Origin of the sequence: Saccharopolyspora sp. SCSIO 74807, assembly GCF_037023755.1 — a bacterium.
Taxonomy (GTDB): Bacteria; Actinomycetota; Actinomycetes; order Mycobacteriales; family Pseudonocardiaceae; genus Saccharopolyspora_C; species Saccharopolyspora_C galaxeae.
The window spans coordinates 3,144,876-3,170,912 of the sequence record NZ_CP146100.1 but is presented as its reverse complement, the minus strand read 5'-3'; the positions used below and the strand labels follow the sequence as shown (position 1 = coordinate 3,170,912).

General features: G+C 70.3%; 26 protein-coding genes and 2 tRNA genes. 13 read left to right on the top strand and 15 right to left on the bottom strand.

Annotation, left to right across the window (positions count from 1 at the left end):
• The first annotated feature begins 146 nt into the window (after positions 1-146).
• The 6 genes from V1457_RS14660 (at position 147) to V1457_RS14635 (ending at position 6,131) form a co-directional block, all read left to right on the top strand.
• A complete protein-coding gene (locus V1457_RS14660) occupies positions 147-1,097 on the top strand; it encodes an ACP S-malonyltransferase (RefSeq protein WP_338604492.1) in 951 nt (316 codons plus the stop codon).
• Positions 1,094-2,074, top strand: a complete 981-nt coding sequence (locus V1457_RS14655; protein WP_200071028.1) for a beta-ketoacyl-ACP synthase III — start codon at positions 1,094-1,096, stop codon at positions 2,072-2,074. Before V1457_RS14660 ends, V1457_RS14655 begins: the two co-directional genes overlap by 4 nt.
• Before the next feature lie 67 nt (positions 2,075-2,141).
• Complete coding sequence (locus V1457_RS14650; RefSeq protein WP_200071027.1) at positions 2,142-2,381, top strand: acyl carrier protein; 240 nt, start codon at positions 2,142-2,144, stop codon at positions 2,379-2,381.
• Positions 2,378-3,625: a beta-ketoacyl synthase gene (locus V1457_RS14645; protein ID WP_200071026.1), complete on the top strand. Its 1,248-nt coding sequence runs from the start codon at positions 2,378-2,380 to the stop codon at positions 3,623-3,625. Before V1457_RS14650 ends, V1457_RS14645 begins: the two co-directional genes overlap by 4 nt.
• Positions 3,626-3,659: 34 nt before the next feature.
• Entirely contained in the window at positions 3,660-5,108 is a 1,449-nt protein-coding gene (locus V1457_RS14640) for a carboxyl transferase domain-containing protein (RefSeq protein ID WP_338604486.1), read from the top strand.
• 138 nt (positions 5,109-5,246) lie between these two features.
• The gene (locus V1457_RS14635; RefSeq protein WP_338604483.1) at positions 5,247-6,131 is read left to right on the top strand and encodes an alpha/beta hydrolase; all 885 of its coding nucleotides are present in this window, start codon (positions 5,247-5,249) and stop codon (positions 6,129-6,131) included.
• A gap of 9 nt (positions 6,132-6,140) precedes the next feature.
• Here the strand turns inward: V1457_RS14635 and V1457_RS14630 are convergent, their stop codons facing one another.
• Positions 6,141-6,716, bottom strand: coding sequence for a hypothetical protein (locus tag V1457_RS14630; protein ID WP_338604480.1), 576 nt, complete (start codon positions 6,714-6,716; stop codon positions 6,141-6,143).
• Between the two features lie 60 nt (positions 6,717-6,776).
• Positions 6,777-7,280, bottom strand: a complete 504-nt coding sequence (locus V1457_RS14625) for a DUF3145 domain-containing protein (protein ID WP_200071022.1) — start codon at positions 7,278-7,280, stop codon at positions 6,777-6,779.
• 398 nt (positions 7,281-7,678) lie between these two features.
• On the opposite strand from V1457_RS14625, the gene V1457_RS14620 reads away from it, so the two are divergent.
• Complete coding sequence (locus V1457_RS14620) at positions 7,679-8,536, top strand: hypothetical protein (protein ID WP_338604477.1); 858 nt, start codon at positions 7,679-7,681, stop codon at positions 8,534-8,536.
• A 247-nt stretch (positions 8,537-8,783) separates the two neighbouring features.
• Here V1457_RS14620 and V1457_RS14615 read toward each other — a convergent pair whose 3' ends face one another.
• Both V1457_RS14615 and V1457_RS14610 read right to left on the bottom strand, forming a co-directional pair.
• Positions 8,784-9,821, bottom strand: coding sequence for a hypothetical protein (locus V1457_RS14615; RefSeq protein WP_338604474.1), 1,038 nt, complete (start codon positions 9,819-9,821; stop codon positions 8,784-8,786).
• Positions 9,818-10,366: a SigE family RNA polymerase sigma factor gene (locus V1457_RS14610; RefSeq protein ID WP_200071019.1), complete on the bottom strand. Its 549-nt coding sequence runs from the start codon at positions 10,364-10,366 to the stop codon at positions 9,818-9,820. Before V1457_RS14610 ends, V1457_RS14615 begins: the two co-directional genes overlap by 4 nt.
• Before the next feature lie 408 nt (positions 10,367-10,774).
• Between V1457_RS14610 and V1457_RS14605 the strand changes: the two genes are divergently transcribed.
• From V1457_RS14605 to V1457_RS14590, 4 genes are all read left to right on the top strand, one after another.
• Positions 10,775-11,599 (top strand): LLM class F420-dependent oxidoreductase, encoded by an 825-nt coding sequence (locus V1457_RS14605; protein WP_200071018.1) that lies wholly within the window; start codon positions 10,775-10,777, stop codon positions 11,597-11,599.
• A 296-nt stretch (positions 11,600-11,895) separates the two neighbouring features.
• Positions 11,896-14,016, top strand: a complete 2,121-nt coding sequence (locus V1457_RS14600; RefSeq protein WP_338604987.1) for a carbon starvation CstA family protein — start codon at positions 11,896-11,898, stop codon at positions 14,014-14,016.
• A complete protein-coding gene (locus tag V1457_RS14595) occupies positions 14,013-14,258 on the top strand; it encodes a YbdD/YjiX family protein (RefSeq protein ID WP_200071017.1) in 246 nt (81 codons plus the stop codon). Before V1457_RS14600 ends, V1457_RS14595 begins: the two co-directional genes overlap by 4 nt.
• 223 nt (positions 14,259-14,481) lie before the next feature.
• The gene (locus tag V1457_RS14590; RefSeq protein WP_295148905.1) at positions 14,482-14,961 is read left to right on the top strand and encodes a VOC family protein; all 480 of its coding nucleotides are present in this window, start codon (positions 14,482-14,484) and stop codon (positions 14,959-14,961) included.
• Here V1457_RS14590 and V1457_RS14585 read toward each other — a convergent pair whose 3' ends face one another.
• From V1457_RS14585 to V1457_RS14575, 3 genes are all read right to left on the bottom strand, one after another.
• On the bottom strand, positions 14,962-15,573 hold the full coding sequence (locus tag V1457_RS14585) for a pyridoxamine 5'-phosphate oxidase family protein (RefSeq protein WP_200071015.1): 612 nt from the start codon (positions 15,571-15,573) through the stop codon (positions 14,962-14,964).
• A 114-nt stretch (positions 15,574-15,687) separates the two neighbouring features.
• Positions 15,688-16,110, bottom strand: a complete 423-nt coding sequence (locus V1457_RS14580; protein WP_200071014.1) for a nuclear transport factor 2 family protein — start codon at positions 16,108-16,110, stop codon at positions 15,688-15,690.
• Positions 16,111-16,138: 28 nt separating this feature from the next.
• Entirely contained in the window at positions 16,139-17,257 is a 1,119-nt protein-coding gene (locus tag V1457_RS14575) for an NDMA-dependent alcohol dehydrogenase (RefSeq protein WP_200071013.1), read from the bottom strand.
• Positions 17,258-17,482: 225 nt separating this feature from the next.
• Between V1457_RS14575 and gdhA the strand changes: the two genes are divergently transcribed.
• Positions 17,483-18,841, top strand: a complete 1,359-nt coding sequence (gene gdhA / locus V1457_RS14570) for an NADP-specific glutamate dehydrogenase (RefSeq protein ID WP_374220947.1) — start codon at positions 17,483-17,485, stop codon at positions 18,839-18,841.
• Positions 18,842-19,056: 215 nt separating this feature from the next.
• Here gdhA and V1457_RS14565 read toward each other — a convergent pair.
• From V1457_RS14565 to dnaG, 6 genes are all read right to left on the bottom strand, one after another.
• Positions 19,057-19,130 (bottom strand) — tRNA-Ile (locus V1457_RS14565).
• Positions 19,131-19,283: 153 nt separating this feature from the next.
• Positions 19,284-19,484: a hypothetical protein gene (locus V1457_RS14560; RefSeq protein ID WP_200070995.1), complete on the bottom strand. Its 201-nt coding sequence runs from the start codon at positions 19,482-19,484 to the stop codon at positions 19,284-19,286.
• Positions 19,485-19,825: 341 nt separating this feature from the next.
• Positions 19,826-19,897, bottom strand: a tRNA-Asn gene (locus V1457_RS14555).
• A 100-nt stretch (positions 19,898-19,997) separates the two neighbouring features.
• Entirely contained in the window at positions 19,998-20,750 is a 753-nt protein-coding gene (locus V1457_RS14550; protein ID WP_338604465.1) for a trans-aconitate 2-methyltransferase, read from the bottom strand.
• A gap of 24 nt (positions 20,751-20,774) precedes the next feature.
• Entirely contained in the window at positions 20,775-21,305 is a 531-nt protein-coding gene (locus tag V1457_RS14545; RefSeq protein WP_338604462.1) for a hypothetical protein, read from the bottom strand.
• Positions 21,302-23,194, bottom strand: coding sequence for a DNA primase (gene dnaG / locus V1457_RS14540; protein ID WP_338604460.1), 1,893 nt, complete (start codon positions 23,192-23,194; stop codon positions 21,302-21,304). Before dnaG ends, V1457_RS14545 begins: the two co-directional genes overlap by 4 nt.
• A gap of 54 nt (positions 23,195-23,248) precedes the next feature.
• Here dnaG and V1457_RS14535 point away from each other — a divergent pair, with 54 nt between their 5' ends.
• On the top strand, positions 23,249-24,172 hold the full coding sequence (locus V1457_RS14535; RefSeq protein WP_200070991.1) for a sigma-70 family RNA polymerase sigma factor: 924 nt from the start codon (positions 23,249-23,251) through the stop codon (positions 24,170-24,172).
• On the opposite strand, the gene V1457_RS14530 is transcribed toward V1457_RS14535, so the two are convergent.
• Together V1457_RS14530 and V1457_RS14525 are read right to left on the bottom strand one after the other, a co-directional pair.
• On the bottom strand, positions 24,135-24,701 hold the full coding sequence (locus V1457_RS14530; RefSeq protein WP_200070990.1) for a carboxymuconolactone decarboxylase family protein: 567 nt from the start codon (positions 24,699-24,701) through the stop codon (positions 24,135-24,137). The two genes, V1457_RS14535 and V1457_RS14530, sit on opposite strands and share 38 nt — an antisense overlap.
• A gap of 83 nt (positions 24,702-24,784) precedes the next feature.
• The gene (locus V1457_RS14525; RefSeq protein ID WP_295139850.1) at positions 24,785-25,885 is read right to left on the bottom strand and encodes a serpin family protein; all 1,101 of its coding nucleotides are present in this window, start codon (positions 25,883-25,885) and stop codon (positions 24,785-24,787) included.
• Positions 25,886-26,037 lie beyond the last annotated feature (152 nt).

The following is a 26,037-nucleotide window of genomic DNA, read 5'->3' as shown; positions in this document are numbered from 1 at the left end:
TCACCGGACCGACATCCTCAACAACGATTCGCGTTCCAGGATGCCCGAATCGGGGCTGTCGTTGTAGACACTCCACAAGATTGCGCTCCGGACTTCGTCCGTGGCGACATCACGCCGATCTCGCCGCGACATGTGTAGTGGCAGGTGTGATCGCACTTCTCGCCCCCGGACAGGGCGCGCAGTCGCCCGGAATGCTCGCGCCGTGGCTCGAACTCGACGGCGCCCGCGCTCGCGTGCAGGCCTGGTCCGAGCGCGCCGGGCTGGACCTGGAGCGGCTGGGCACCACCGCGGACGCCGACGAGATCAAGGACACCGCCGTCACCCAGCCGCTGGTGGTGGCGCTGTCCCTGCTGGCAGCCCAGGATCTCACCAGCCGCCACGACATCCCCGCCAACACTCCGGTCGCCGGGCACTCGGTGGGTGAGCTGGCCGCCGCCGCCATCGCCGGGGTGCTCTCCCCGGACGACGCGGTCGCGCTGGCCGCGGTGCGCGGCCGGGAGATGGCGGCCGCGTGCGCGCTGGAGCCCACCGCGATGTCCGCGGTGATGGGCGGCGACCCGGAAGCCGTGGTGGAGCACCTGACGAGCCTCGGGCTGGACCCGGCCAACCGCAACGGTGCCGGTCAGATCGTCGCCGCAGGCCGCAAACCCGCGCTGGAAGCGCTCGGCGAAGAACCGCCGGCGGGCACCAAGATCCGCCCGCTGCCGGTGGCCGGGGCTTTCCACACCCGGTTCATGGCCCCCGCCAGGGACGCCTTCGGCAAGCAGGCCGACGACGCGGCGGCCGCGCCGCCCAAGCTGCCGCTGCTGTCCAACGCCGACGGCGCGGTCGTGGAAGACGCCGACGAGATCGTGCGCCGCCTGGTCGAGCAGATCACCCGCCCGGTGCGCTGGGACTCCTGCATGAGCACCCTCGCCGAGCGCGGCGTCGGAGCCGTCGTCGAACTCCCCCCGGCGGGCACCCTGACCGGGCTGGTGCGCCGCGAGCTCAAGGGCACCAAGACGGTCGCGCTGAAAAAGCCCGAAGACCTCGACAAAGTCGCCGAACTGCTGGACGCGGACCGCACCGGCGCCGACACCTCCGGGAGCGATGCGTGAGCACACCCACCCTGCGCCAGTCCGCCGGCCCGGCGGCGACCAAGCTGCTCGGCTTCGGCAGCACCCAGGGCAACCGGGTGGTGACCAACCACGACCTGGCCGAGGTCGTCGACACCAACGACGAGTGGATCCAGCAGCGCGTCGGGATCGTCAGCCGCCGCCTCGGCGATGACGACCAGAACGTCGTCACGATGTCCATCGAGGCCGGTTCCAAGGCGATCGCGAACGCGGGCCTGACCCCGGCCGACGTGGACCAGGTGATCATCGCCACCTGCACGATGCCCGGCGGCATCCCGAACGCCGCGGCGCAGGTCGCCGACCAGATCGGGATCACCGCATCGGCCGCGTTCGACCTCAACGCCGCCTGCGCCGGGTTCTGCTACGCGCTGAACACCGCATCGGACCTGGTGCGGGCCGGTTCGGCGGGCCGGGTGCTGGTGATCGGCGCCGAGCGGTTCCAGGAATGGCTGGACTGGGAGGACCGCGCGAACTGCATCATCTTCGCCGACGGCGCGGGCGCGGCCGTGGTCGGACCGGCCGACGAACCCGGCATCGGGCCGGCCTCGCTGGGCAGCGCGGGCGATCTGGTGGACACCATCTACCTGCGCGATGGCAAGTACATCTACCAGGAAGGCCAGTCGGTCTTCCGGTGGGCGACCACGCAGATCGCGCCGGTCGCCAAGCACGCCGTCGAACTCGCCGGACTCGAACTGTCCGATGTGGACGCACTGGTCGCGCACCAGGCGAACCTGCGCATCGTGGAAGCGATCGCCAAGAAGCTGCAGAGCCAGGGTGCCCGCGACGACCTGGTGATCGCCCGTGACATCGTGCATTCCGGCAACACCTCCGCCGCTTCGATCCCGCTCGCCATCGACCACATGCGGTCGGCAGGCGAGATCTCCAGCGGGGACGTGCTGCTCCTGGTCGGCTTCGGGGCCGGACTGTCCTACGGCGGCCAGGTCGTCATCTGCCCATAGCGCGATCGCGCTCACCAGTACCGCCGCGGGCGCAGCTCCGCGGTGCACCAACAAGGAAGGAACCACCGTGGCGAACGAGGAAATCACCAAGGGACTCGCCGGGATCGTCGAAGAGGTCGCCGGGGTAGACGCCGAGGACGTGGCCGTCGAGAAGTCGTTCGTCGACGACCTGGACATCGACTCGCTGTCGATGGTGGAGATCGCCGTCCAGGCCGAGGACAAGTTCGGCGTCAAGATCCCCGACGACGAGCTGGCGAACCTGAAGACCGTGGGTGATGCGGTGGACTACATCACCAAGAACGCATGACGGCGACCGAGGTCGTCGTCACCGGGCTGGGCGCGACGACGCCGCTGGGCGGCGACGTCGCGTCCACCTGGGACGGACTGCTCAACGGGCGCAGCGGGACGCGCAGGCTCGAAGCGGAGTGGGTCGAGACCTACGACCTGCCCGCCAAGATCGGGGCTCCGCTGGCGGTCGATCCATCCGAGGTGCTGCCGCGGGTGCAGCTGCGCCGGCTGGACCGCTGCGAGGCGGTCGCGATGATCGCGGCGCGGCAGGCGTGGAGCGACGCGGGCTACGAGATGCCGACCGACGAGCACGAGCCGGTCCAGCCGGAGCGCCTCGGCGTCGCGCTGGGCACCGGCATCGGCGGCCCGATGACGCTGCTGGAGCAGGACGATCTGCTGGAGAACCAGGGGCTGCGCAAGATCTCCCCGCTGACCGTGCCGATGCTGATGCCGAACGGCCCGGCCGCGCACGTCAGCATCGAACTGCGGGCGCGCGCGGGCGTGCACTCGCCCGCCTCGGCCTGCGCGTCCGGCGCGGAAGGTCTGGCGCGGGGCTGGGAGATGATCCGCAACGGGCAGGCCGACGTGGTGGTGGCAGGCGGTGCGGAAGCCTGCATCCATCAGATCACCGTCGCCGGGTTCTGCCAGGCCCGGACCTTGAGCACCCGCAACGACGATCCGGAACACGCTTCCCGCCCGTTCGACACCGGCCGCGACGGGTTCGTGCTCGGCGAAGGCGCCGGCGTGGTGGTGCTGGAAAGCGCCGAGCACGCCAAGGCCCGCGGTGCGCGGATCTACGGGCAGCTCGCCGGGGTGGGCATCACCTCCGACGCGCACCACATCACCGGCAACCACCCGGACGGCATCGGCCAGATCAACGCCATGGTCCAGGCCGCGCACACGGCCGGGTTGTCGCCTTCGGAGGTCGAGCACGTCAACGCGCACGCCACCTCCACGGTGGTCGGTGACGTGGGCGAGGCCGCGGCGATCCGCAAGGCCGTCGGCGACGGCGTCACCTTGACCGCGCCGAAGAGCGCGCTGGGGCACCTGGTCGGCGGTGCGGGCGCGGTGGAGAGCATCGCGACGCTGCTGTCCATCCACACCGGACAGATCCCGCACACGCTGAACCTCGAGGAGCAGGACCCGAAGGTCGAGCTGGACGTGGTCACCGACAAGCCCCGGCAGGTCGCGCTGTCCACCGCGGTCAACAACTCCTTCGGTTTCGGCGGGCACAACGTCGCGCTCGCGTTCACCAAGGCCTGAGCACCCGATCCGCCACACCGACCAGGGGGAACCGATGACCGCATTGGACGACCGACCGAGTACCGCCGAGGCGCCCGAGCCCGCTCCGGCCGACTCCCGCGACCCGCAGCTGCGGCTCGCGCAGCTGCTGGACGCGGGTTCGATCGAGCCGCTGCACGAGCCCGACAGCAGCGGCGTGCTGGCGGTGCGCGGGCGCATCTCCGGCGTCAAGGTGATCGTCTACTGCACCGACGGCACCAAGATGGGCGGTGCGATGGGCATCGACGGGTGCCTGCGCATCGTGGACGCCATCGATGCCGCGGTGCGGGACCGGTGCCCGGTGCTCGGGGTGTGGCACTCCGGTGGCGCCCGGCTGCCCGAAGGCGTGGAGGCGCTGGACGGCATGGGCCAGGTGTTCGCCGCGATCATCCGCGCTTCCGGGCAGGTGCCGCAGATCTCCGTGGTGGTCGGTCCCGCCGCGGGCGGTGCCGCCTACGGGCCTGCGCTGACCGACCTGGTGATCATGGCGCCGGACGGGCGGGTGTTCGTCACCGGACCCGACGTGGTGCGCAGCGTCACCGGTGAGCAGATCGACCAGGAGGGGCTCGGCGGCGGCGAGGCGCACGGCACCAAGTCCGGCGTCGTGCACGTCGTCGCGAACAGCGAGAACGACGCCTACGACCGCGCCCGCCGGTTCACCGGCCTGTTCGCCGCACCCGGCGTGTTCGACCCCGCTTCGGTGCAGGATGGCGAGGATCTGCGGGCGCTGCTGCCGGATCGGCCGCAGCGTGCCTACGACGTCAAGCCGGTCATCTGCGGCATCCTGGACGAACGCGAGGACGGCTCCGCGGAATTCGAGGAGCTGCAGGCCAAGTGGGCGCCGAACATGGTCGTCGGCCTGGGCCGCCTCGGCGGCCGCGCGGTCGGCGTCATGGCGAACAACCCGTTGCGCAAGGGCGGTTGCCTGGACTCGCTGTCGGCCGAGAAGGCGGCCAGGTTCGTGCGGCTGTGCGACTCGTTCGGCATCCCGCTGCTGGTCATGGTCGACACCCCGGGCTACCTGCCCGGCCTCGGGCAGGAGTGGGGTGGCGTGGTTCGACGTGGCGCGAAGCTGCTGCACGCCTTCGGCGAGGCAGTCGTGCCGCGGGTGACGCTGGTGCTGCGCAAGTCCTACGGCGGTGCGTACATCGCGATGAACGCCCGCTCGCTCGGCGCGACCACCGTGTTCGCCTGGCCCGAGGCGGAGGTCGCGGTCATGGGCGCCAAGGCCGCCGTCGGCATCCTGCACCGCAAGGCGCTGGCGGCCGCACCCGCGGAAGAACGCGAAGCGCTGCAGGACAAGCTCGCAGAAGAGCACGAGCGCGTCGCGGGCGGTGTCGACCGGGCCGTGTCCATCGGTGTCGTCGACGACGTCATCGAGCCCAAGGACACCCGCCGCCGCGTCGCCGAAGAGCTCGCCGGTGCACCCGCTGGGCGCGGCAGGCACGGCAACATCCCGCTCTGATCGCGAGCACGACAACGGCCCACCCGGTTCTTGCGGGTGGGCCTTCGTCATTTCCACGGCGCAGTTTGTGCGCTGCCGAATTCGGGTATTCCAGCTGCGCGCGATGCCGTTGATGCGACCCGAGGAGGTGGCGCGGAAATGGTGAGCCTGCACAGCAAGGCCGTCATCGCGAAGTACTGGCTCACCGGGCAGAAACGCATTTTCCGCACCGCCGGAAACTTGCGCCGAAGCGCCGAGGACAACCAGTCCGAAGCGGCGCAATTGCCGGATTGGCTGCGCGAACGGCACGTGGTGACCGGAAGCGACGTGCGCGGCCACCGCTGCTTCACGATCCGCCCGCACCGGCCGCAGAGCTCGCGGCACATCTTCTACCTGCACGGCGGCGCTTACGTGCACCAGGTGGAATCGGCGCACTGGCGATTCTTCAGCCGCCTGGTGGACGAGACTTCGGCGACGGTGACGATTCCGCTCTACCCGCTGGCTCCCAGGCACCAGTACGACGAAACGCTCGCGATGGTGTGGGAAGCGCACGAATCAGCGCTGCGCGACGTGTCCCCCGCCGACCTGGTGATCATGGGCGATTCCGCGGGCGGCGGGCTGAGCCTTTTCCTCGCGCAGCGGCGGAAATCGCAGGGCCGTGCGCAGCCGCGGCGCATCGTGCTGATCTCGCCGTGGCTGGACATCACGGTCACCCACCCCACGATGCCGGCGCTGGACCGGCACGACCCGTTCCTCGGCATCGAGGGGCTCCGGGAAGCCGGCCGCCTGTATTCGGACGGGCTGAATCCGCACGATCCGCGGGTGAGCCCGATTTACGGGGAACTCACCGGATTGGCGCCGCTGAGCGTGTTCATCGGCACCCGCGATGTGCTGCTAGCGGATTCCCGGCGGCTGCGGGCGCTGGCCGCGCAACGCGGCGTCGAGCTCGACTACGAAGAATACCCGGGAATGTTCCACGGCTGGATCCTGCAGGAACTACCCGAAGCCCACGAAGCGACCCGCCGGATCGCCGCGCGGTTCTGATCGGGCCTCTCAGCACGGTCGGGCGACCGCCGCCCCGGGTGGCGTGACGTCCACCCGGAACGCCCCGGAGTCCAGCACCACCGGATACACCACCGACCAGTTCAGGCAGGGCTCGTTCATCCCGGAAGGAGCGTCGCTGGGTTTCTGGGTGCTGACGAAGCTCAGCAGCAGCCGCAGCGAGTCGTTCGGCCCTGGTTCGATCCGGTGCACCTTGATCGCCGAATCCCGCGTGCTCTCGTATTCGCGCTTCCACTTCGCTTCCGGCAGCTGCCGCTGCTTGGCCTGCACGACGGTGTTCTTCCAGGTGTCGTACTGGCGCATGTTGATCGCGTTGAAGTGCAGCTGCAGCGTCCAGTGGATCTTGCTGCTGTCCGGGTGGGCCTGCGCGTCCGGGGAGAACTCGATCTCGGTGAGCCCGGAGTTCTGCGGCTGCGCCTTGGGCGCCTGCCCGGCCGAAGCGGCGCTCGGACGCGCCGTCGCGCGGTCCAGCAGCAGCCCGCCGACCACCGCGCCGAGCAGCACGGCGATCGCGAGGGGCGCGCCCCACTTCAACCAGGACAACCGGGCGGGAGATCTCGACTGCACGCCGATCAGGCTCCCACAACGCACCGGCAGCCCGGGGCGCACCCGGATACGAACCGCCGTTCAGCCCACCCGGTGCAGCCAGCTGACCGGTGCGCCATCGCCCGCACCGCGGAACGCTTCCAGCTCTTCGTCCCAGGCCGAGCCGAGCAGCTGGTCGACGCGGTGGGTGAACGAATCCGGGCCGCGGCTGTTGGCCGCGAGCGTGCGCAGCTGGTCCTCGCTGACCACGATGTCGCCGTTGGCGCTGGTGCAAGCCCACCACAGCCCCAGCCCGGGCACGTGGCAGAACCGCTGCCCGTCCACCCCGGGACTGGGATCCTCGGTGATCTCGAAACGCAGCATCGGCCAGGCGCGCAGCGCGGTGACCAAGCGCGAACCGGTGCCGGGTGCGCCGCTCCAGGTGAGTTCGGCACGCAACTGCCCGGCCGCGGCCGGTTGTGCCGTCCAGCGGAGTTCCGCCCGGATCCCGAGTGCGCTGGACACAGCCCACTCGACGTGCGGACAGACCGCAGACGGCGACGAGTGGACGTAGACCACGCCACTTGTGCTGCCACGGGTGCTCACTGCTGACCTCCGCTGTTCGACGAGGGACGTCTTCCCCTACGACCTCGCCACCGGCGTTGCCCGGTCACCGCTGCGCAAGCGGGTGACCCACAGCGTGCGGCGTCATTCTGCACGTGCGATGAGCGCGGGCGCCAGACGAAGTTGATGAAGGCCCCGACCGGGGAACCGCCCGCACCGGCCGGGGCACCACCCCGCCTGGTCTCGGCGGCGCGGGATCGTCGCAGATCGAGACGCTGCGCGGCGGATCTTGCGCGCTCGGAAGGAGCAATCGCGGCGGTACTCCGGCCGGGGGCATTACCACTCTTTCGGAGGAGGGTGCGCGAGAATGCGGTGCTGCCCCGGCCGCGCTGCTGGGCCGGGCGCCGGTAGGGGACCGGATTCGCCGAACGGAGACAGCGATGCGCGTGGTGCGGCTCGGCAAGGAGCCCAGCGAGATCGGCGCGGACGTCCGCGCGGCCATTTCGGCTTGGGGCGCGGGCGACGGCGTGCTCGGCGGGATCGCGCTGTTCGGCGTCCGGCCGCCGGGCGGGCCGCGCGAACTCGATGCCGTGCTGGTGCTGCCGCACGGGATCGTGGTCGTCGTCGGCGCCGACCTGCCTGCGGCCGCGCTTCGCCTGGAAGCGCCGGTGCGGACGCCGTGGACGGTCGACGGCTGGCCGCTGCTGCGGTCGCACGGCGCGATCAACCCGGCGGTGGAGGCGCTGGAATCGGCCTCCGCGCTGGCCCGGGGCTTGCAGTCGCGCGGAGCCGAGCCGCTGCCGGTCAGCGCGATCGTCGCCGTGGGCCCCTACGTCGAGCGGATCACCCAGCCGACCAGCGATCTGCACCGCGGAGTGCGGGTGGTGCATCCGTCGACGACGACGATGCTGGCGGCGGTTCGCGAGTTGACGACCTACCAGCGGGCCTGCGGCGTCGAGCCCGCGCGGCGGTTGCTCGAGGCCGTCGATGCGCGAGCGGGCGGGCGCTCGGTGTCCGAGTTGACCACCGAGGGGTTCCCGGACGCGGTGGCGCCAGACATGGCTTCGGCGAACACGATGCTGATCCCGAAGATCGCGCAGGAGCCCGCGCCCGGGAAACCGCGCGGCCACCTCGCCCGGCTTTCGGCATCGCCCACCCGCAACCGCTGGCTCGCGGTCGGCGTGGCGGCCGCGGTGGTGCTCGTGGCCGTCGTGCTGCTCGTGTTCACAGGCGGCGGTAGCGCGCAGAACAGCCTGGTCCAGCAGCTCGACGGCGTGCACGTACCAACGAATGCCTGAGAACGAGCGGGCAGGAACGGGCGACGATCTCCTCACCCCTGGCGAGATTCGCGCGTCGGTTCCGACCAACGGATGGGGTCCGACCAGCAGATGAGTCCGGCTGAGAGGGATCTTGGCCGACGCGCGCCCGCGTCGCCGGGTGCGAGCGGGCGGCTCCGAGTCCTGCGGCGGACGGGGTTCGCCCGTTCAGAGCAGCACCGGCACGTTCGGCGGGCGGCGGGCCGGGTGACGGCCGCAGGCCGGGGAGTCAGCCCCAGAACGTCCCGGGTTCGGCCGCGCACTCCCCGGACGGCGCGCACGCGCGCGGCACCGGCCGCACCGCGGACCCGTCGACGAGCCACTGTCCTCCCCCGGTGACCGAGATCAGGAACCGCCCGAGCGGGTCGGTGGACAGCTGCAACCGCTCCGGACCGGGCAACGCACCGAGGTCGACCGGCGCACCCGCGCCGATCATCTCCCCGTTCTCGTCGACGGTGGTGATCCGCACCCGCCCAGATGAGCCGTCGCACGCGGCCGGGCTCAACGCGGCGATCTTGCCGCCGGACCAGGTCACCGCCAACGGGCCGCAGGTCCCCGCGGGCAGCGCGAGCGGCCGCATGGTGGTGGCGCCAGGCGGCACGACTCCCAGCTGACTGTCCGCACCGGACGAGGTCAACACCGCCAACCGGCCGTCACCGCCGAGCGCGAGGTCGGTCACCCGCTGTCCCGCGGGCACCGGGATCCGTTGCTCCGCACCGCTTCCGGACACCACGACCTGATCGGCGTCGACGTGCGCGACCCGGCCGCCACCGGCCGCGAGCACCGAGCCCGGGCGGGTTGCGTGCGCGACCCGCCACCGCGTTCCGTCCGCGGAGACGCCGACGACGTCCTCGCCTCCACCTGCCGGAATCCGCGCGAAAATCCGCACGCCGTCCGCGGCCGGCGCACCCCGCACGGGCGCACCGAGCTGCGCCAGCGGGCGCACTTGCCGGCCGGAGAGCACGTCGTACGAAGCCAGCTCCCCGTCCGCGGAAGCGGCCACGTAGCTGTTCGGCGCGACGCTGACCGGCTCCGGACGGCGCGGCGCACCGGGCAACGCCACCAGCGCGACCAGGAACACGGCCGCGGCCGCGACCGCGGCACCGCCGACCGCGAACAGCGGGCGCCGCGGGGCCTTCCGGGTATGGCGCCGCCGCGCGGCGAGCAGCTTCGCCAGCGCATCGCCGCGCGGTTCGACGTCGTCCACCAGCGCGTGCAGGCCGCTGCGCAGTTCGGCGGCCTCCGGCGCGCCTTCTCGTTCGTTCACACCCGCTCCCGCAGCAGATCCGACAGCCGCGCCACCCCGCGCGAGCAGTACGACTTCACCGCGCCCTGGCTGACGCCCATCAACTCCGCGGTGCGCGCTTCGCTGAAGTCCGCGTAGTAGCGCAGCACGACCGCTTCCCGCTGCCTGCGGGGTAACTGCGTGAGCGCGTCGGCCAGCACCGCCCGGTCCAAGCCGCGGCCGGTGTCGTCCGGGCGGGAGTCCTCGGTGGCGATCCGGGGCTGGTAGCGCTTGGCGACCTTCCGGCGCCGCAGCACCGACCGAGCGCGGTTGAGCACCGCTTGGCGCAGGAACGCCAGCGCCTTGTCCGGGTCGCGCAGCCGCGCGCGGGAGTCGTAGACCCGCACGAAGGCGTCCTGCACGATGTCCTCCGCGGCAGCCCGATCGTCCACGAGCAGCACCGCGATCCGCAGCAGTTGCCGGTAGTTGTCCTGGTAGAGCTCGGTCAGCTTGGTCGTCAGTTCATCCATGGCCGCCAGCCCGTCGCCCGGCCGGGCGGTCACGGGCAATGCGATCGAAACCGTCACATCTGTCCATGACGCCCAGACCTCCTTGGCGGTTGGCAGCCGACGCATACCGGTTTCGCAGCCGAGACGCCGACCGGTGGAGGAGGTCAGCTTATCGCCCGCCGGACGCGCGATTACGGAGTGGATCGCCGGGGACACCGCGGGTGCCGGATGGACGGGTCCTGTTCGGCCGGTCGCGGCAGGCCGAACGGCACCGCCCGGCGGTTGCGCACTGCCCCACCCGCACCGATCTGTCCGAATTGGACATACGCGACTCCGGTTGCGCGCGCCGGAGATCGACGATCTCCGGGACCACCGCGGCACCACCGACGCACCCGATGCCGCGGCGGTGGCGGTCGACTACCGTCGGCGAAGCAACCGGCGCGATCGGATGGGAGGATAGGCGGCCTCCCGGCCGCCTCAACGGCCATGAAATTCGGCATCTCGACGTTCAACACCGACGAGGGCATCGGCCCGGCGGAACTCGGTCGCGCGCTGGAGCAGCGCGGGTTCGACGCGATGTTCCTCGCCGAGCACACGCACATCCCGGTCAGCCGGGAGACCCCGTACCCGGGCGGCGGCGACCTGCCGCGGATGTACTACCGCACGCTGGACCCGTTCGTGAGCCTCACCGCGGCCGCGGCGGTCACCGACAACCTGCTGCTCGGGACCGGGATCGCGCTGATGATCGAGCGGGACCCGATCACCACCGCCAAGGAGGTCGCCAGCCTCGACCTGGTCTCCGGCGGGCGGGCGCTGTTCGGCATCGGCGCGGGCTGGAACCGCGAGGAGATGCGCAACCACGGCACCGACCCGCGCACCCGCGGCGCGCTGATGGACGAGCGGATCCGGGCCATGCGGGAGATCTGGACGAAGGACGAGGCCGAGTTCCACGGCGAGCACGTCGACTTCGACCCGATCTACGCGTGGCCGAAGCCGGTGCAGCGCCCGCACCCGCCGATCTACATCGGCGGCGAGAGCGACCGCGCGTTCCGGCGGGTGGCCGAGTACGGCGGCGGCTGGCTCCCCCGCGCAGGTGTCGAGAACCTCGGCGACCTGATCAGCAAGGTCCGCGACCAGGCGGGCTGGCGGGTTCCGGTTTCGCTGTACGCCGCGCCGCGCGAGGCGGTCGTGGAGGAGTACGAGCAGGCCGGGGTGGACCGGTTGCTGTTCTACCTGCCGACGGAGCCGCGCGACGAGTCGCTGGCGCGGCTGGACCAGTTCGCGTCCGTGGTGGCCAAGCACAACGGCTGAGCCGGGGCGGGGCCACCGGTGCGGCGGTGGCCCCGGCGCAACATCCCCGGCCGCAAATGTGCGGGCGACCGGCGAAGTCTCTTACATCCCGATTACTTCCCGGTCTTCCACTGGACATCGAGGACATCGCAGGCAGATCCTTGCGACTGCTTTGCACATCAGTGCGATCAGATCAGCACGATGCGCCCGCGAAGATCGCGATCGCAGAACGGAGTCCGGGGACGGTGGCGAGCACGACGACAACGGCGACCCCAAGCGGCGGGTCACCGCAGCGACGCAAGTGGAGCCCTGCGCAGATCATCACGTGGGTGCTGGTGGCGGCGGTCGGCGCCGTCGCTTGGGGGGTCATCGCGATCAGCCGCGGCGAGGAGATCTCCGCCGCCTGGCTGGTGTTCGCCGCGCTGGCCTCGTACGCGATCGCCTACCGCTTCTACGCCCGGTTCATCGCGAAACGGGTGCTGCGGGTGGACGACACCCGCGCGACCCCCGCGGAACGGCTGAACAACGCGACCGACTTCCAGCCGACCGACCGCCGGGTGCTGTTCGGCCACCACTTCGCCGCGATCGCCGGTGCCGGGCCGCTGGTCGGCCCGGTGCTGGCCGCGCAGATGGGTTACCTGCCCGGCACGATCTGGATCATCGTCGGAGTCGTGTTCGCCGGTGCGGTGCAGGACATGGTGGTGCTGTTCTTCTCCACCCGGCGCAACGGGCGCAGCCTCGGGCAGATGGCCCGCGAGGAGATCGGCCCGGTCGGCGGTGCGGCGGCGCTGGTCGCGGTGCTCGCCATCATGATCATCCTGCTGGCGGTGCTGGCGCTGGTCGTGGTCGGCGCGCTGAAGGGCTCGCCGTGGGGCAGCTTCTCGATCGGCATGACGATCCCGATCGCGCTGTTCATGGGTTTCTACCTGCGCTACGTGCGGCCCGGCCGGATCATCGAGACCTCGATCATCGGCATCGTCCTGCTGCTGCTGAGCATCGTCGGCGGCAGCTGGGTCGCCGACTCCGCGCTGGCCGAGACGTTCACGCTCACCGGCAACGAGGTCGTGTTCGCGCTGATCGTCTACGGGTTCGTCGCCTCGGTGCTGCCGGTGTGGATGCTGCTGGCACCGCGGGACTACCTGAGCACGTTCATGAAGGTCGGCGTCATCGTGATGCTGGCGATCTCGATCGTGATCGCGATGCCCGCCATGAAGACCGAGGCGGTCACCGAGTTCGCCTGGAACGGCCAGGGGCCGGTGTTCGCGGGCGCGCTGTTCCCGTTCGTGTTCATCCAGATCGCCTGCGGCGCGCTGTCCGGCTTCCACGCGCTGGTGTCCTCCGGCACCACGCCGAAGCTGATCGAGAAGGAGTCGCAGGTCCGGGTCATCGGCTACGGCGGGATGCTCACCGAGTCCTTCGTGGCGATCATGGCGCTGGCCGCGGCCTGCATCATCGACCCCGGCATGTACTACGCGATGAACATGCCCAGCTCGGCGCTCGGCGACTCCGTGCAATCCGCCTCGCAAGCCGTGGCCGGAATCGGGTTCCAGATCAGCCCGGAGCAGCTCGCGGCAGCGGCCGCCGCGGTCGAGGAGCAGACCCTGGTCGGGCGCAGCGGCGGCGCACCGACTCTCGCGCTCGGCCTGTCCGATGTGTTCTCGCAGGTCATGGGCGGCGACGCGATGCGGGCGTTCTGGTACCACTTCGCGGTCATGTTCGAGGCGCTGTTCATCCTGACCACGGTGGACGCGGGCACCCGGGTCGGCCGCTTCATGCTGCAGGACACGGTCGGCAACGTGTGGAAGCGCTTCGGGGACGTGACCTGGAAGCCGGGCATCTGGCTGTCCAGCGCGGCGATCGTCGGCGGCTGGGGCTACTTCCTGTGGGCCGGGGTCAACGACCCGCTGGGCGGGATCAACCAGCTGTTCCCCCTGTTCGGCATCGCCAACCAGTTGCTCGCGGCGGTGGCGCTGGCGGTGGCCACCACGATCCTGATCAAGCGCGGGCGGGCTAAGTACGCCTGGGTGACGATCGTGCCGCTGGCCTGGGACGCGGTGGTGACGCTGACCGCGAGCTGGCAGAAGGTCTTCTCCCCCGACCCGAAGCTCGGCTTCTTCGCCCAGCGCGCCTCGTACCAGGCGGCGATCGATGCGGGCCAGACCAGCAAGGGATCGGCGAGCACCGTCGACGAGATGCACAAGGTGGTCACCAACTCCACTGTGGACGGTGTGCTCAGCGTGCTGTTCGCGGTGCTGATCATCATCGTGCTGGTGGACGCGATCCGGGTGTGGATCAAGGCGCTGCGCACGACCGAGCCGCTTCCGGACACCGAGGTGCCGCACACCGAGTCGCAGCTGTGGGCGCCGTCCGGGCTGATCCCCACCGCCGAGGAACGGCAGCAGCAGCGCGAGCGCGCGGAAATCGGGGCGGGCACATGAGTTCGCCAGCAGGCGCACCCGGGGCGCGGGGTTCCGCGTCCCGGGCGGCTTGGGCCCGGTTCCGCAGCGCAGTGCGCTCGGGCTGGCAGATCCTGCGCGGCATCGTCGGCGAAACGGCCTACGAGCGGTACTTGGAGCACCACCGCGCGCACCACCCTGCCGGCACTCCGCTCGGCGAGCGGGAGTTCTGGCGGCGGCACGTCGATCGCGGCGACACGAATCCCGGTTCGCGCTGCTGCTGAAGGGACCCCGTTCCTCCGTGCGGCGCTGTTCCCGCTTCGCCCGGTCACGGCTCAGCTCGGGTGGTGCTGATCATTCGCAACGGCATCTTCCTCGGCCGGCCGCTGCTCGTAACGTTGCCCTGCTCTCGCGGTACCGCCCCGACCGGTACCGCTGTCGTTCGCGATGAGTTTCCCCGGCCCGCGGAGTCCTCATCGGGACAACGCAGCTACGGGAGGCAAGCCCATGAACAAGATCACCGCGTGCCTGTGGTTCGACGGTCAGGCCGAGGAAGCCGCGGAGTTCTACACCTCGATATTCGAGGACGCCCGGATCGTCGAAGTCATGCGCAACGGCGAATCCGGGCCAGGACCGGCGGGCAGCGTGCTGACCGTCGAGTTCGAGCTGTTCGGGCGGCGATTCGTCGGGCTCAACGGCGGCCCGCTGTTCCACTTCACCGAAGCCATCTCGCTGATGGTGGACTGCGAGTCGCAGGAAGAGGTGGACCGGCGCACCGAGCAGCTGCTCGCGGGCGGCGGTGAGCAGGGACCGTGCGGCTGGCTCAAGGACCGCTTCGGGCTCTCCTGGCAGGTCGCGCCGCAGGAGCTGTTCGAGATGCTGCGCGACCCGGACCAGGCGCGCACCGACCGCCTCAAGCAGGCGATGTACACCATGCACAAGCTCGACGTGAAGGCCCTGCGCAAAGCCTACGAAGGCACCGCCTGATCACTCCCCGAGCCGGGCCCGCAGCGCTGCGTTCTCCGCTTCGAGCTGGTCCACGCGGTGGTTCAGCTTGGCCAGGTCTGCCGCGGAGTAGCGGTGCGGGATGTGCTTCGGGCAGTTCCAGTCGTAGCCCTCGACGTTGATCAGCACCAACCGTTCCACCCGGCCGTCGGTGCGCGGCTCGCTCAGCTCGGCGGTCAACGCCGGGTCGTCGTCGAGGCCGCGCACCTGCGCGCGCCCGAACAGCTTGAGCCTGGTGCGGTGCGCGTAGTCCATGAAGAACATGGCGACCCGGTCGTCGCCGCGCACGTTCCCGTCGGTGATGTACTGCCGATTCCCCCGCACGTCCGCGTACCCGAGCGTGCGGGGGTCGAGCACGTGCAGGAACCCGGGCGGACCGCCGCGGAACTGCACGTACGGCCAGCCGGTCGCACCGACGGTCGCGAGGTAGCAGCCGTCCCGCTCGCTGATGAACGCGGTCTCCCGCTCACCCAGCGGATCCGGGTCGGCGCCCACCGCCGAGCCCAGGTCCCTGCGGTGCGGTGGGCGGCTGCCCTGCTCCACCTGCATGTCCCGGACCGCGTCGGTGAACGCCACGCGCGCGTATCGACTCATTCCCGCCTCCTCGGACATCACGGTGCCAAGGCGGGTTCGCCGGTACAACGATCTCGGCGATGAACCGGCTCACAACATCGATTCCGGCGGCTTCCCGGAAAATGCGCCGCGCGCTCAACCGGGCATCTGCACCGTGGCGCCCATGGCCTTGGCGAAGACCATCGGGTCGAAGTACTCGGCGAAGCGCGAGATCAGGCCGTCCTGCACGGTGAACCACGAGATGTAGTTGTTCCGGTACGGCAGCCCGGTCGACCTGATCGTGGAGTCGCTGGTGTAGGTCGCGAGGTAGGTCGGCTCCCCCTCCAGCCTGGTGATCCGGTAGTCCCGGAAGTTCAGCGGCGTCACGAGCGAGAACATCCCGCTCATGGCCTCGGACACCGCGTCCTTGCCGGAGATCTCCTGCGGAATGCCCTCCGGGGCGAACGGCAGGAGCATGACGACTTGCGGATGGAACGTGGCGGTGAGGGCTTCGTGGTCCAGCTCCCCGACCGCGTCGAGGTAGCGGCGCACGACCTGCGCACCGTCTTCGATCCCCATCCGGACTCCTTCCCTCGGCGCCGGCGGATCAATCGAACATGATCACGCCGCGGATGTTCTTGCCTTCCCGCATGTCCGCGAACGCGCGGTTGATGTCGTGCAGGTCGTAGGTGCGGGTGATCAGCTCGTCGAGCTTGAACCGCCCGTTGCGGTACATGTCGGCGATCAGCGGGATGTCCGTGCGCGCGTTGGTCGTGCCGTAGAGCGAGCCCTGCAACCGCTTGCCGGACATCGCGAGGGTGAACAGGTTGATCTCGGTACTGGTCTGGGCGACCGGGGCGGCGGAGGTCAGCACCAGCACGCCACCGCGTTTGGTCAGCACTTCCGCGGGCGCGAGCACGTCCGAGTAGCAAACCCCCACGGTGACGATCACCCGGTCGGCCATCTGCCCGTTGGTCAGGCCTTCGACGATCGAGGTGGCTTCGGCCGCGTCGGCGGCGGTGTGCGTGGCTCCGAACAGTGCGGCCTGGTCGCGCTTGTAGGAGACCGGGTCGACGGCGACGATGTTCTTCGCGCCGCGGTGCACCGCGCCCTGCACCGCGTTCATGCCGACTCCGCCGACGCCGAAGACGACGACCGTGTCGCCGAGTTCGATCTCCGCGGCGTACACCGAGGAACCCCAGCCGGTCGGCACGCCGCAACCGATCAGCGCCGCCTTGTCCAGCGGGATGTCCTCGTCGATGCGCACCGCGGCGTCCAGCGGAGCCACGACGTAGGGGCTGAAGGTGCCCAGGTACGACATCGCCCCGACGCCTTGCCCGCGCGCGTGGACGCGTTTGGTGCCGTCCGGCGCGTAACCGGCGAGCACTCCGGCGCCGAGCGCGCACATGTTCGCCTTGCCTTTGACGCACATGTCGCAGTGCCCGCAGGACGGCAGGAAGGACAGCACGACGTGGTCGCCGACTTCGAGTTCGGTGACGCCGGGCCCGACCTCCTGCACCACGCCCGCGCCTTCGTGCCCGCCGAGGATCGGCTTCCAGTCCAGCGGCAGGTCGCCGGTGTCGAGGTGGTCGTCACTGTGGCAGATTCCGGAGGCGGCCAGCTTGACCAGCACTTCCCGTTCCTTCGGCGGGTCGAGCTCGATCTCCTCGACGCTCCAGCCGGATCGGGTGCCCGGTTCCCAGAGCAGGGCTCCTTCGGTCTTCATTCGGACTCCTTCGTCGCCGTTGACGGGAGCAAGCGTGACCGCGACCACACGGCAGGTCAAGGATTTTGATTATATTCATGATAATGATCTTGTCGCAGTGTCGCGAGCAGCTCCGACCCGGGCGACTGGCCAGCGCCTCACCAGGAGTGAAAGGATGGCGAACGCTCAACAGTACGAGCGTTCTGCAACGACGCGTGCGCGCACTCACCGACGGAGGTGCGAACAGTGACCAGCCCTGACGTGAACGGCCTGCGCCTGACCGCCGAGATCTTCGGCTCCATTCAGGACCGCGACGGCCACCAGCCGGAGTTCAGCCAGGCGGTGCACGAGGTGCTGGAATCGCTGGAACCAGCGCTGAAGCGGCACCAGGACTACTTGGACGCCCGAGTGCTCGAACGGTTGTGCGAGCCGGAACGGCAGCTGATCTTCCGGGTGCCGTGGCAGGACGACTCGGGCGAGGTGCGCGTCAACCGCGGTTTCCGGGTGGAGTTCAACTCGGCGCTCGGCCCGTACAAGGGCGGGCTGCGGTTCCACCCGTCGGTGGATCTCGGCGTCGTCAAGTTCCTCGGTTTCGAGCAGATCTTCAAGAACGCGCTCACCGGCCTGCCGCTCGGCGGCGGCAAGGGCGGTTCGGACTTCGACCCGAAGGGCAAGTCGGACGCCGAGGTCATGCGGTTCTGCCAGTCGTTCATGACCGAGCTGCACCGGCACCTCGGTGAGTACACCGACGTGCCCGCCGGGGACATCGGCGTCGGCCGCCGCGAGATCGGCTACCTGTTCGGCCAGTACAAGCGCATCACGAACCGCTACGAGTCCGGGGCGCTCACCGGCAAGGGCCTCAACTGGGGCGGCTCGCAGGTGCGCACCGAGGCCACCGGCTACGGCACGGTGTACTTCGTGCAGGAGATGCTGCGCGCCCGCGGCAGCGGGTTCGACGGCAACCGGGTCGTGGTGTCCGGCTCCGGCAACGTCGCCATCTACGCGGCGAAGAAGGTGCACGAACTCGGCGGCACCGTGGTCGCGATGTCCGACTCCGCCGGTTACGTCGTCGACGAGTCCGGCATCGACCTGGAACTGATCCGGGACATCAAGGAGATCCGCTCGGACCGCATCAAGGAGTACGCCGACCGGCAGTCCCGCGCCGAGTACGTGGACGGCGGTTCGATCTGGGACGTGCCGTGCGCAATTGCGCTGCCGTGCGCTACGCAGAACGAACTCGGCGGCGACGCGGCCACGACGCTGGTGCGAAACGGCGTCGTCGGGGTCGGCGAAGGCGCGAACATGCCGACCACGCCGGAGGGCATCAAGGTCTTCCAGGACGCCGGTATCGCGTTCGGACCCGGCAAGGCCGCCAACGCCGGCGGTGTCGCCACCTCGGGCCTGGAAATGCAGCAGAACGCTTCCCGCGACTCCTGGCATTTCGAGTACACCGACACGCGGCTGTCCGAGATCATGGCCGACATCCACCACGCCTGCCAGGAAACCGCGGAAACCTTCGACGCCCCCGGCAACTACGTCCTCGGCGCCAACATCGCCGGCTTCACCAAGGTCGCCGACACGATGCTGGACCTCGGCGTCATCTGAACCCGGGCTGCACACACTCGTCTCGCGCCCCGCTTTCCCGACTGGCCCAACGGCCGGCGGGACCGCGGGGCGTTCGTGCATCCGCAGGCGCGCACCTCGAACCACGCGGCCGCCGCTGAGGGCGTGCAGGCAGGTTCGGGGAACTACTCGCACCCGGTCTCGCACCGGAGCGCGGCGATTCGATCTCGGCTTCAGTGTCGACGCAGGTCATGCGGTGGGGCAGGTGGGACTTGAACCCACGGCTGACGGATTATGAGTCCGCTGCTCTAACCTGCTGAGCTACTGCCCCCGATGGCGTGATGAAACGCTCCCCAGCGTGATCGTAGCGAGGGGTGGCGGTGGGTGGCGCAGCGGGTTGCTTGCACGACCAGGCGAAACGGTCGGGGGCCGGACGCAGTAAGGGCCGGCACCCCGCGGGGTGCCGGCCCGGTTCGCGGCGTTGTCACATGAAGGCGGTGACGTCGAAAGCGCCGGTCAGCTGTCCGATGATCACGATCGCTGCGAGCAGCGCGCTGACCGCGGCCACGGTCAGCACCGAGAGCATGACCAGATAGACCAGTGCTTTGACCGGCTTCGGCAGCTGGTTCAGCGTGGCCATGTCGGGCAGCGCGAAGTGGTCCTTGCCGATCCCTGGAGCAGACATCCTGACTTCCCCCGTCCTGGTTTTCGTCCCCGTTTGCGTGCACCACTGCCCCGAGGACGTAGGGCAATGGGAGTCTCGTTGGTTCTAACGCACCGTGAATCGATCCGGCTCACCGGCCGAGGCCGGTCGGCCGCCCGATCATGATCACGGAAACCGGCCGTGACCTGCACGGAAGCCTTCGTACAGCGCGGGACGTCGCGTCGCTGCACGAATCAGATCGCGCGGCCGACCAGGATCGTTACCCGACTCTGATCGCCTCGACACCTGTTCGCCCGAAGAGGTGGAACGAGGTTTGCGGATCTGCAAAAAGGGGCACCGGAACGGTGCCCCTTTGCGCTGTGCTCCTCCGACTGGACTCGAACCAGTAACCTTTCGGTTAACAGCCGAATGCTCTGCCATTGAGCTACGGAGGAATATCTATTTGGGCGCCAGCCCCGTTGCGCTGACGTCGTCTACTTTAGCGCATCCGGCGGGGAGGTCTCACACCCCCCTCCCCACCGGCATCCGCTCAGGTCACAGGCGATGCGCGACGGCGAACACGCGGCGGAACGGGAACCACGTCGTGCCATCCGAGCGCCGCGGGTAGGCGGCTCGCAGGCGTGCGCCGAGTTCGGCGCGGAACTCCGCCCATCCCTGCTCGTCGAGGCTCGCCCGCACGGGACGCAGGGCCGTGCCGCTGAGCCACTCCAGGACCGGGTCCGGGCCCTCGAGGCGCTGCACGTAGGTCGTCTCCCAGGCGTCCACGCCCAGTCCGAGGTCTGCGATCAGCTCGGCGTAGCCCTGCGGACCCAGCACCGAGTCGGCGCGCAGCAGTCCTTCGGCGGCCCACTGCGGCTGCGCGACCAGCTCGCGGATCGCCGCGTAGGACGGGGAGTCGAAGTTGCCGGGGACCTGGAACGCGAAGCTCGCGCCCTGCGGCAGCTCGGGCAGCCAGCTCCGCAGCAGCTCGGGATGCTCCGGCACCCACTGCAACACCGCGTTGCACAGCACGACGTCGGTGTCCGGGCTCGGCTTCCAGTCCCGCACGTCCTCCACCTGCGCGTCGACGCCGCGCGCACGGGCGGCCTCGACCATCTCCGGGGACGAGTCGGTCGCCTCCACGGCAGCGTCCGGCCAGCGAGCGGTGAGCAGCGAGGTCAAGTTCCCGGCACCGCAGCCGAGGTCGACCACTCGGCGCGCGCTGCGTTCCGGAACGCGGGCGAGCAGGTCGTGCGCCGGGCGGTCACGGTGCGCTCGGAACGACAGGTACTTGTCGGGATCCCACACGACATTCACAGTACGGCCGTACTGCTAGCTGCGTCCACCGCCGCGCAACCGCTCCGCGACCTCGGCCGCGAGCGATGCCAGCTGCTGCTCGTCGGTGCCCGGATCGGCGCGGACCTGCAGCACGACGCCGTCCCGGCCCGGCACTTTGCGCTGCACGAAGCGCGCGCCGCCGACCGGCAGGTCGCGGTGCTGGGTGTTGCGGATGGAACCGGTGATGCGGGAGTGCACGACCTCCGGCAACCGGCCCGCAGCGGTGAGGCGCAACCGTCGCGGCGGCAGATCGCGCAGCAGCACGGCCGCGCCCGCGGCACCGGACTCCTCGGCTTCGACCAGCGCGAGTGCGCCTTCGTTCCACGTCGCCTTGCTCAGCAGGTGCCAACCCACGCGACGGCCCTCCGGCAACCACAGCCCCAAGTGCGTGGCCACCAGCGGCCCTTCCGGCGCGTGCGCCACGGCCAGCACCACCTCGTCCTCGGTGAGCCGGCCCGCGAAGTCCGCGGGCACCTCGGCCGTTCCCGACAGGCGGGCGGCGAACCGGCGAAGCCAGGAGATCACAACGCACCCATCGCCTGCTTCAGCAACGACTGCCGGTATTGCTCCAGCGCCAGCATGTCGCCGAACAGCGAGTTGTACTCGTCCGGGCTCTCGGTGGGCGAAGTGCGCTGCACCCGCGACTTGATGTCCGCGATCTGCCTGCCGACCATGATCTCCTGCAGGCGGGCGATCACCGCCGTCGCGTACCGCGGGTCCTCCTCGGACTTGGTGTCCGGGGTCTCCACCGCCAAGGTCGTCAGCAGCCGCCGGGTCACCTCGTCCGAGCACTCCTTGCCGACCGCGTCGACCAGCAAAGCACCGGATAGCCCGGACATCGTGCCGCCCGCGGCCACGATCGCCTGGTGCAGCTTGCCGTAGGCGTCCTCGGTGAACGCCTCCCCCGGCAGCGAGTCGTAAACCGGCCCGGCCAGCGCCGGCACCTGCAGCGCCAGCTTCAAGGTCTCCCGCTGGCACCAGCGCGGGTCGTCCCGGCTCGGACGTTGCGGCAGTTCCACGTCCATGCCCAGCGAATCCTGGTCCGGATTGCGCGGGGACCGGCGGCGCGGCTTCTTGACCGGCGCACCTGCCGACTCCCGGACGCGACGCACGACCTGGTTCTCGTCGTTCCAGCCGGTCCAGCCGGCCAACTGGACCGCGTAGCCGTCACGGCGCTCCACGTCCTTGATCTGCGCGACCAGCGGGACCGTTCGCTTCAGCGCTTCCACCCGGCCGTCGACCGAATCCAGGTCGTACTCGCCCAGCAGGCTGCGGATGGCGAACTCGAACAGCGGTTTCCGGCGCGCCACCAGGTCCCGCACCGCGGTGTCGCCGCTGTGCTGCCGGAGTTCGCACGGGTCCTGGCCATCCGGGGTGATCGCCACATAGGTCTGGGTGGCGAACTGCTGCTCACCGTCGAACGCCTTCAGCGCCGCCTTCTGCCCGGCCTCGTCGCCGTCGAAGGTGAAGATGACCTCACCGCGGAAAGCGTTGTCGTCCATCATCAGCCGCCGCAGCACCGCGATGTGATCGTCGCCGAAAGCCGTTCCGCAGGAGGCGATCGCGGTCGGCACCCCGGCCAGGTGCATCGCCATCACGTCGGTGTAGCCCTCCACCACGACCGCCTGGTGCCGCTTGGCGATCTCCCGCTTGGCGTGCTCGATGCCGAACAGCACCTGCGACTTGTTGAAGATCGGCGTCGCCGAGGTGTTGACGTACTTGGCCTCGATCGGGTCGTCGTCGAAGATGCGCCGGGCGCCGAACCCGACCACGTCCCCGGCCAGGTCCTTCAGCGGCCACAGCAGGCGGCGGTGGAACCGGTCCAGCGGCCCGCGCCTGCCCTCCTTGGCCAGCCCGCACTTGTAGAGCTCGTCGAGCTGGAACCCCTTGCCGATGAGGTGCTTGGTGAGCTTGTCCCAGCCCGCCGGGGCGAAACCGCAGCCGAACTTGGTCGCCGCCGCCTCGTCGAACCCGCGCTCGGCCAGGTAGTTCCGTGCGGCCAGCGCGTCCGGGGAGCGCAGCTGTTCGGCGTAGAACTCTGCGGCCAGCCGGTGCGCCTCCACCATCCGCGCCCGCGTGCCGCGGTCGCGCTTCTCGCCGGGAGTGCCGCCTTCGTAGTGCAGCTCCACACCGGCCCGGTCGGCCAGCCGCTCGACCGACTCGACGAAGCCGAGGTGCTCGGACTTCATCAGGAACGCGATGGCGTCCCCGCCTTCACCGCAACCGAAGCAGTGGAAGGTGCCGTGGCTCGGGCGCACGTTGAACGACGGGGTCTTCTCGTCGTGGAACGGGCACAGGCCCTTCAACGCGCCGCCACCTGCGTTGCGCAGTGCCACGTAGTCACCGACGACGTCGTCGATCCGGTTGCGATCACGTACCTCGGCGACGTCGCTTTCCCGGATCCTTCCAGCCACGCGTCCAGTCTAGGCGCCGCGAACGAAACGCCGACGAGCGGCACAATCGCTCGCATGACCACCGCCGCCGAGTTCGAGCAGCACCGTCCCCGGCTGACCGCGCTCGCCTACCGGCTGACCGGGCGGCTCGCCGACGCCGAGGACGCGGTGCAGGAGGCGTGGCTGCGGCTGGACGCCGAACGCTCCGAGATCCGCGATCTCGGCCCGTGGCTGAGCACGGTGGTCGGTCGGATCTGCCTGGACCGGGTCCGCTCGGCGAGCGCGCGGCGGGAACGCTACGCCGGGCCATGGCTGCCGGAGCCGGTGGTCACGGACGTGGACGCCCGAGATCCGCTGGAGCTCGTGGTCGATCGGGACGAGCTGCGGATGGCGGCGCTGCGGGTGCTGCACGAGCTCAGCCCCGACCAGCGCGTGGCGTTCGTGCTGCACGACGGGTTCGACGTGCCGTTCGCCGAGATCGCCGAGCTGCTGGACTGCCCGGTCCCGACCGCGCGCCAGCACGCCTCCCGCGCGCGGCGCGCGATGGCCGAGGCACCGCCGCGAGTACCGGCACCGCAGCAGCAGGAGATGCTGGAACGCTTCCTCGCCGCAGTGGCCGGCGGCGATCTCGACGAACTCACCAGGCTGCTGCATCCGCGTGCCACCTTGTTCGGCGACAGCGACGGCAAAGCACCGACCGCGCGGCGGCCCGTGCTCGGCGGGGAGAAGATCGCCCGCTTCGCGCTCGGCCTGGCCGCGAAGTACGGCGACCGGCTGTGGTCGAGCGCTCGGCCGGTGCTGGTCAACGGCGAGCGCGGGCTGATCACTCCCGGCGAGCCGGAAGGCACCGGTACTCGCCGCGTCGCGCCCCGCGTGGTCGGTTTCGCCTGGCGGGACGGACTCATCGCGGAGATCTACGACGTGGTCAACCCGGAGAAGCTCGGCCGGGTCGACTTCTCGCTCACGGAACCGGAACGCGGCACGCCTCGCCGGAGGTGAATCCCTGCGCGGTGAGGCCGAGGGCGTGGTTGAACCGGCTGCGCTCGTTCTCCAACGCGATCATGTAGGTCAGCTCCACCAGCCCGTCGTGGCCGAGCTCCCGGTCGAGCTCGGCGACCTGGTCGTCGGTGACCCGCATCGGCTGGTCGGTCATCGCGTCCGCGTAGGCCAGCACCGTTCGTTCCCGAGCGGTGAACTTCGGCGAGGTCGGGTAGTCGTCGATCTCCTTCAGCCGGTCGATGTCCAACCCCTCGTTGCGCTGCACCATCGTGCCGAAGTCGACGCACCACGAACAGCCGATCCGGGTCGCGGCGCGGTAGGTCGCCAGCTCCCGCAGGTTCGCGGGGAGTCTGCGGGCAGTCCGGTCCACGGCGAACTCGGCGCAGCCCATGGACATCAGCAGCTTCGGGTGGTGCGCGGCGACCGCAAGCGGCTCCGGCACGGCGCCGAACCGCCACTTCGCGGCCCGGTACAGCAGCTTGGTCAGCCAGCCCGCCCGCTGCGCGGGCAATGGTTCGATGCGCGGCATGAGCACTCCTGTGCTGGTGTCCCGCCCGGTGCGGGAACTCGTCACCGGGACGGGACAGCCCGGCCGGACGTGACAGCGCCGCTTCAGGACGGGTCGACCACGCGGGACAGGAAGTAGATCGCGCCGGTCTCGCGGTGCCGGACCAGGAACAGGAACGGGCGGTCCACCCGGACCCGGATCGGGTCCTCCTCCCGCACGATCGCGGTCAGCCGCATCATCGCCGCGGTCGCCGCCGCGCCCTCGAAGCCCGCTTCGTCGACGCGCAAGACCGCCTGGTGCACGACCGTCGAAACCTTCAGCGGCTCGTCGGTGAGCGGGGTGAAGTCGGCGGCCGGCGTGAACAACCGGCGCACCCCCAGCTCACCCAGCGGGCCGCTGAGCTCGGCCTCGCCGGTGACGGAGAACCGCGGCAGGTGCAGCTCCACCCGCTGTTGCCGGCTCGCGGCCAAGAGCGAATCGAGCGCGTCCGCGGTCAGCTGCGGCTCGACCGGGCCGAGCTCACCGTCCGGCAACAAGACCACGGCCTCGACATCACCCGCGGCGGGCAGCGTCAGCGCCTGCCAGCCGTCCGCTGCTGCGTACCTCATGCGGCGGGTGGCGGTCATGGTCGGGACGTCGCGGTCCCCTGCCGGGGCGTGGAACGGCTGCTCGGAGGTCGCCTGGGTGTCGAACGCCTCGTGCCAGGCCACCTTCAAGTACAGCGCGTTGACCAGCGCCGCGACCGTTTCGGCGTCGACGGTTCCGGGATCCAGCAGCTCCGGGATCAGATCCCTCGTCGTCTCGGCGACGTCGCTGTTGATCCGCTGCCGGGCCTGCTCGGGATCGACGCGGAACGGCGCGGTGCGCACGGCGTTGCCCGGCCATTCCTTCAGGGTTTCGAGGAAGGACTCGCGCACCAGCAGCTCGTCGTGCGCCCACAGCGTGTTCGCGACCGCCAGCACCGGATCTTCGCCGGGGCCGGAGGCGGTGAGTTCGGCCGCCCCGGACAGCAGCCGCCGCAGGCCGGTCGGCTCATCGCCCGCGCGCAACGCCGTGAGCACCTCAGCGCGGGTTTCGCCGCCCGCGGCCGAAGCGACCAGGCCGAGCGCGCTGGCGACCGAGTAAGGCGACCAGCAGAACGCTCGGTCCGGTGGCGGAGCCAGGCTGTGGTGCAGGGACAGGCTGAAATCGAGGTGTTCGCGCACGGCCGGCTCCGTTCGGCGTGTCGGCTTCACTGCGGAACGCCGAGTCTGCCACTTCCGCGGCCCGCGCGGTCGCGCGCTCCGGTCGGTGATCTCATTTCAGCCGGTGCAAGGCCATGCCGCTGCACAACCGGCGGGCCGGGCCGTTCGGGGTG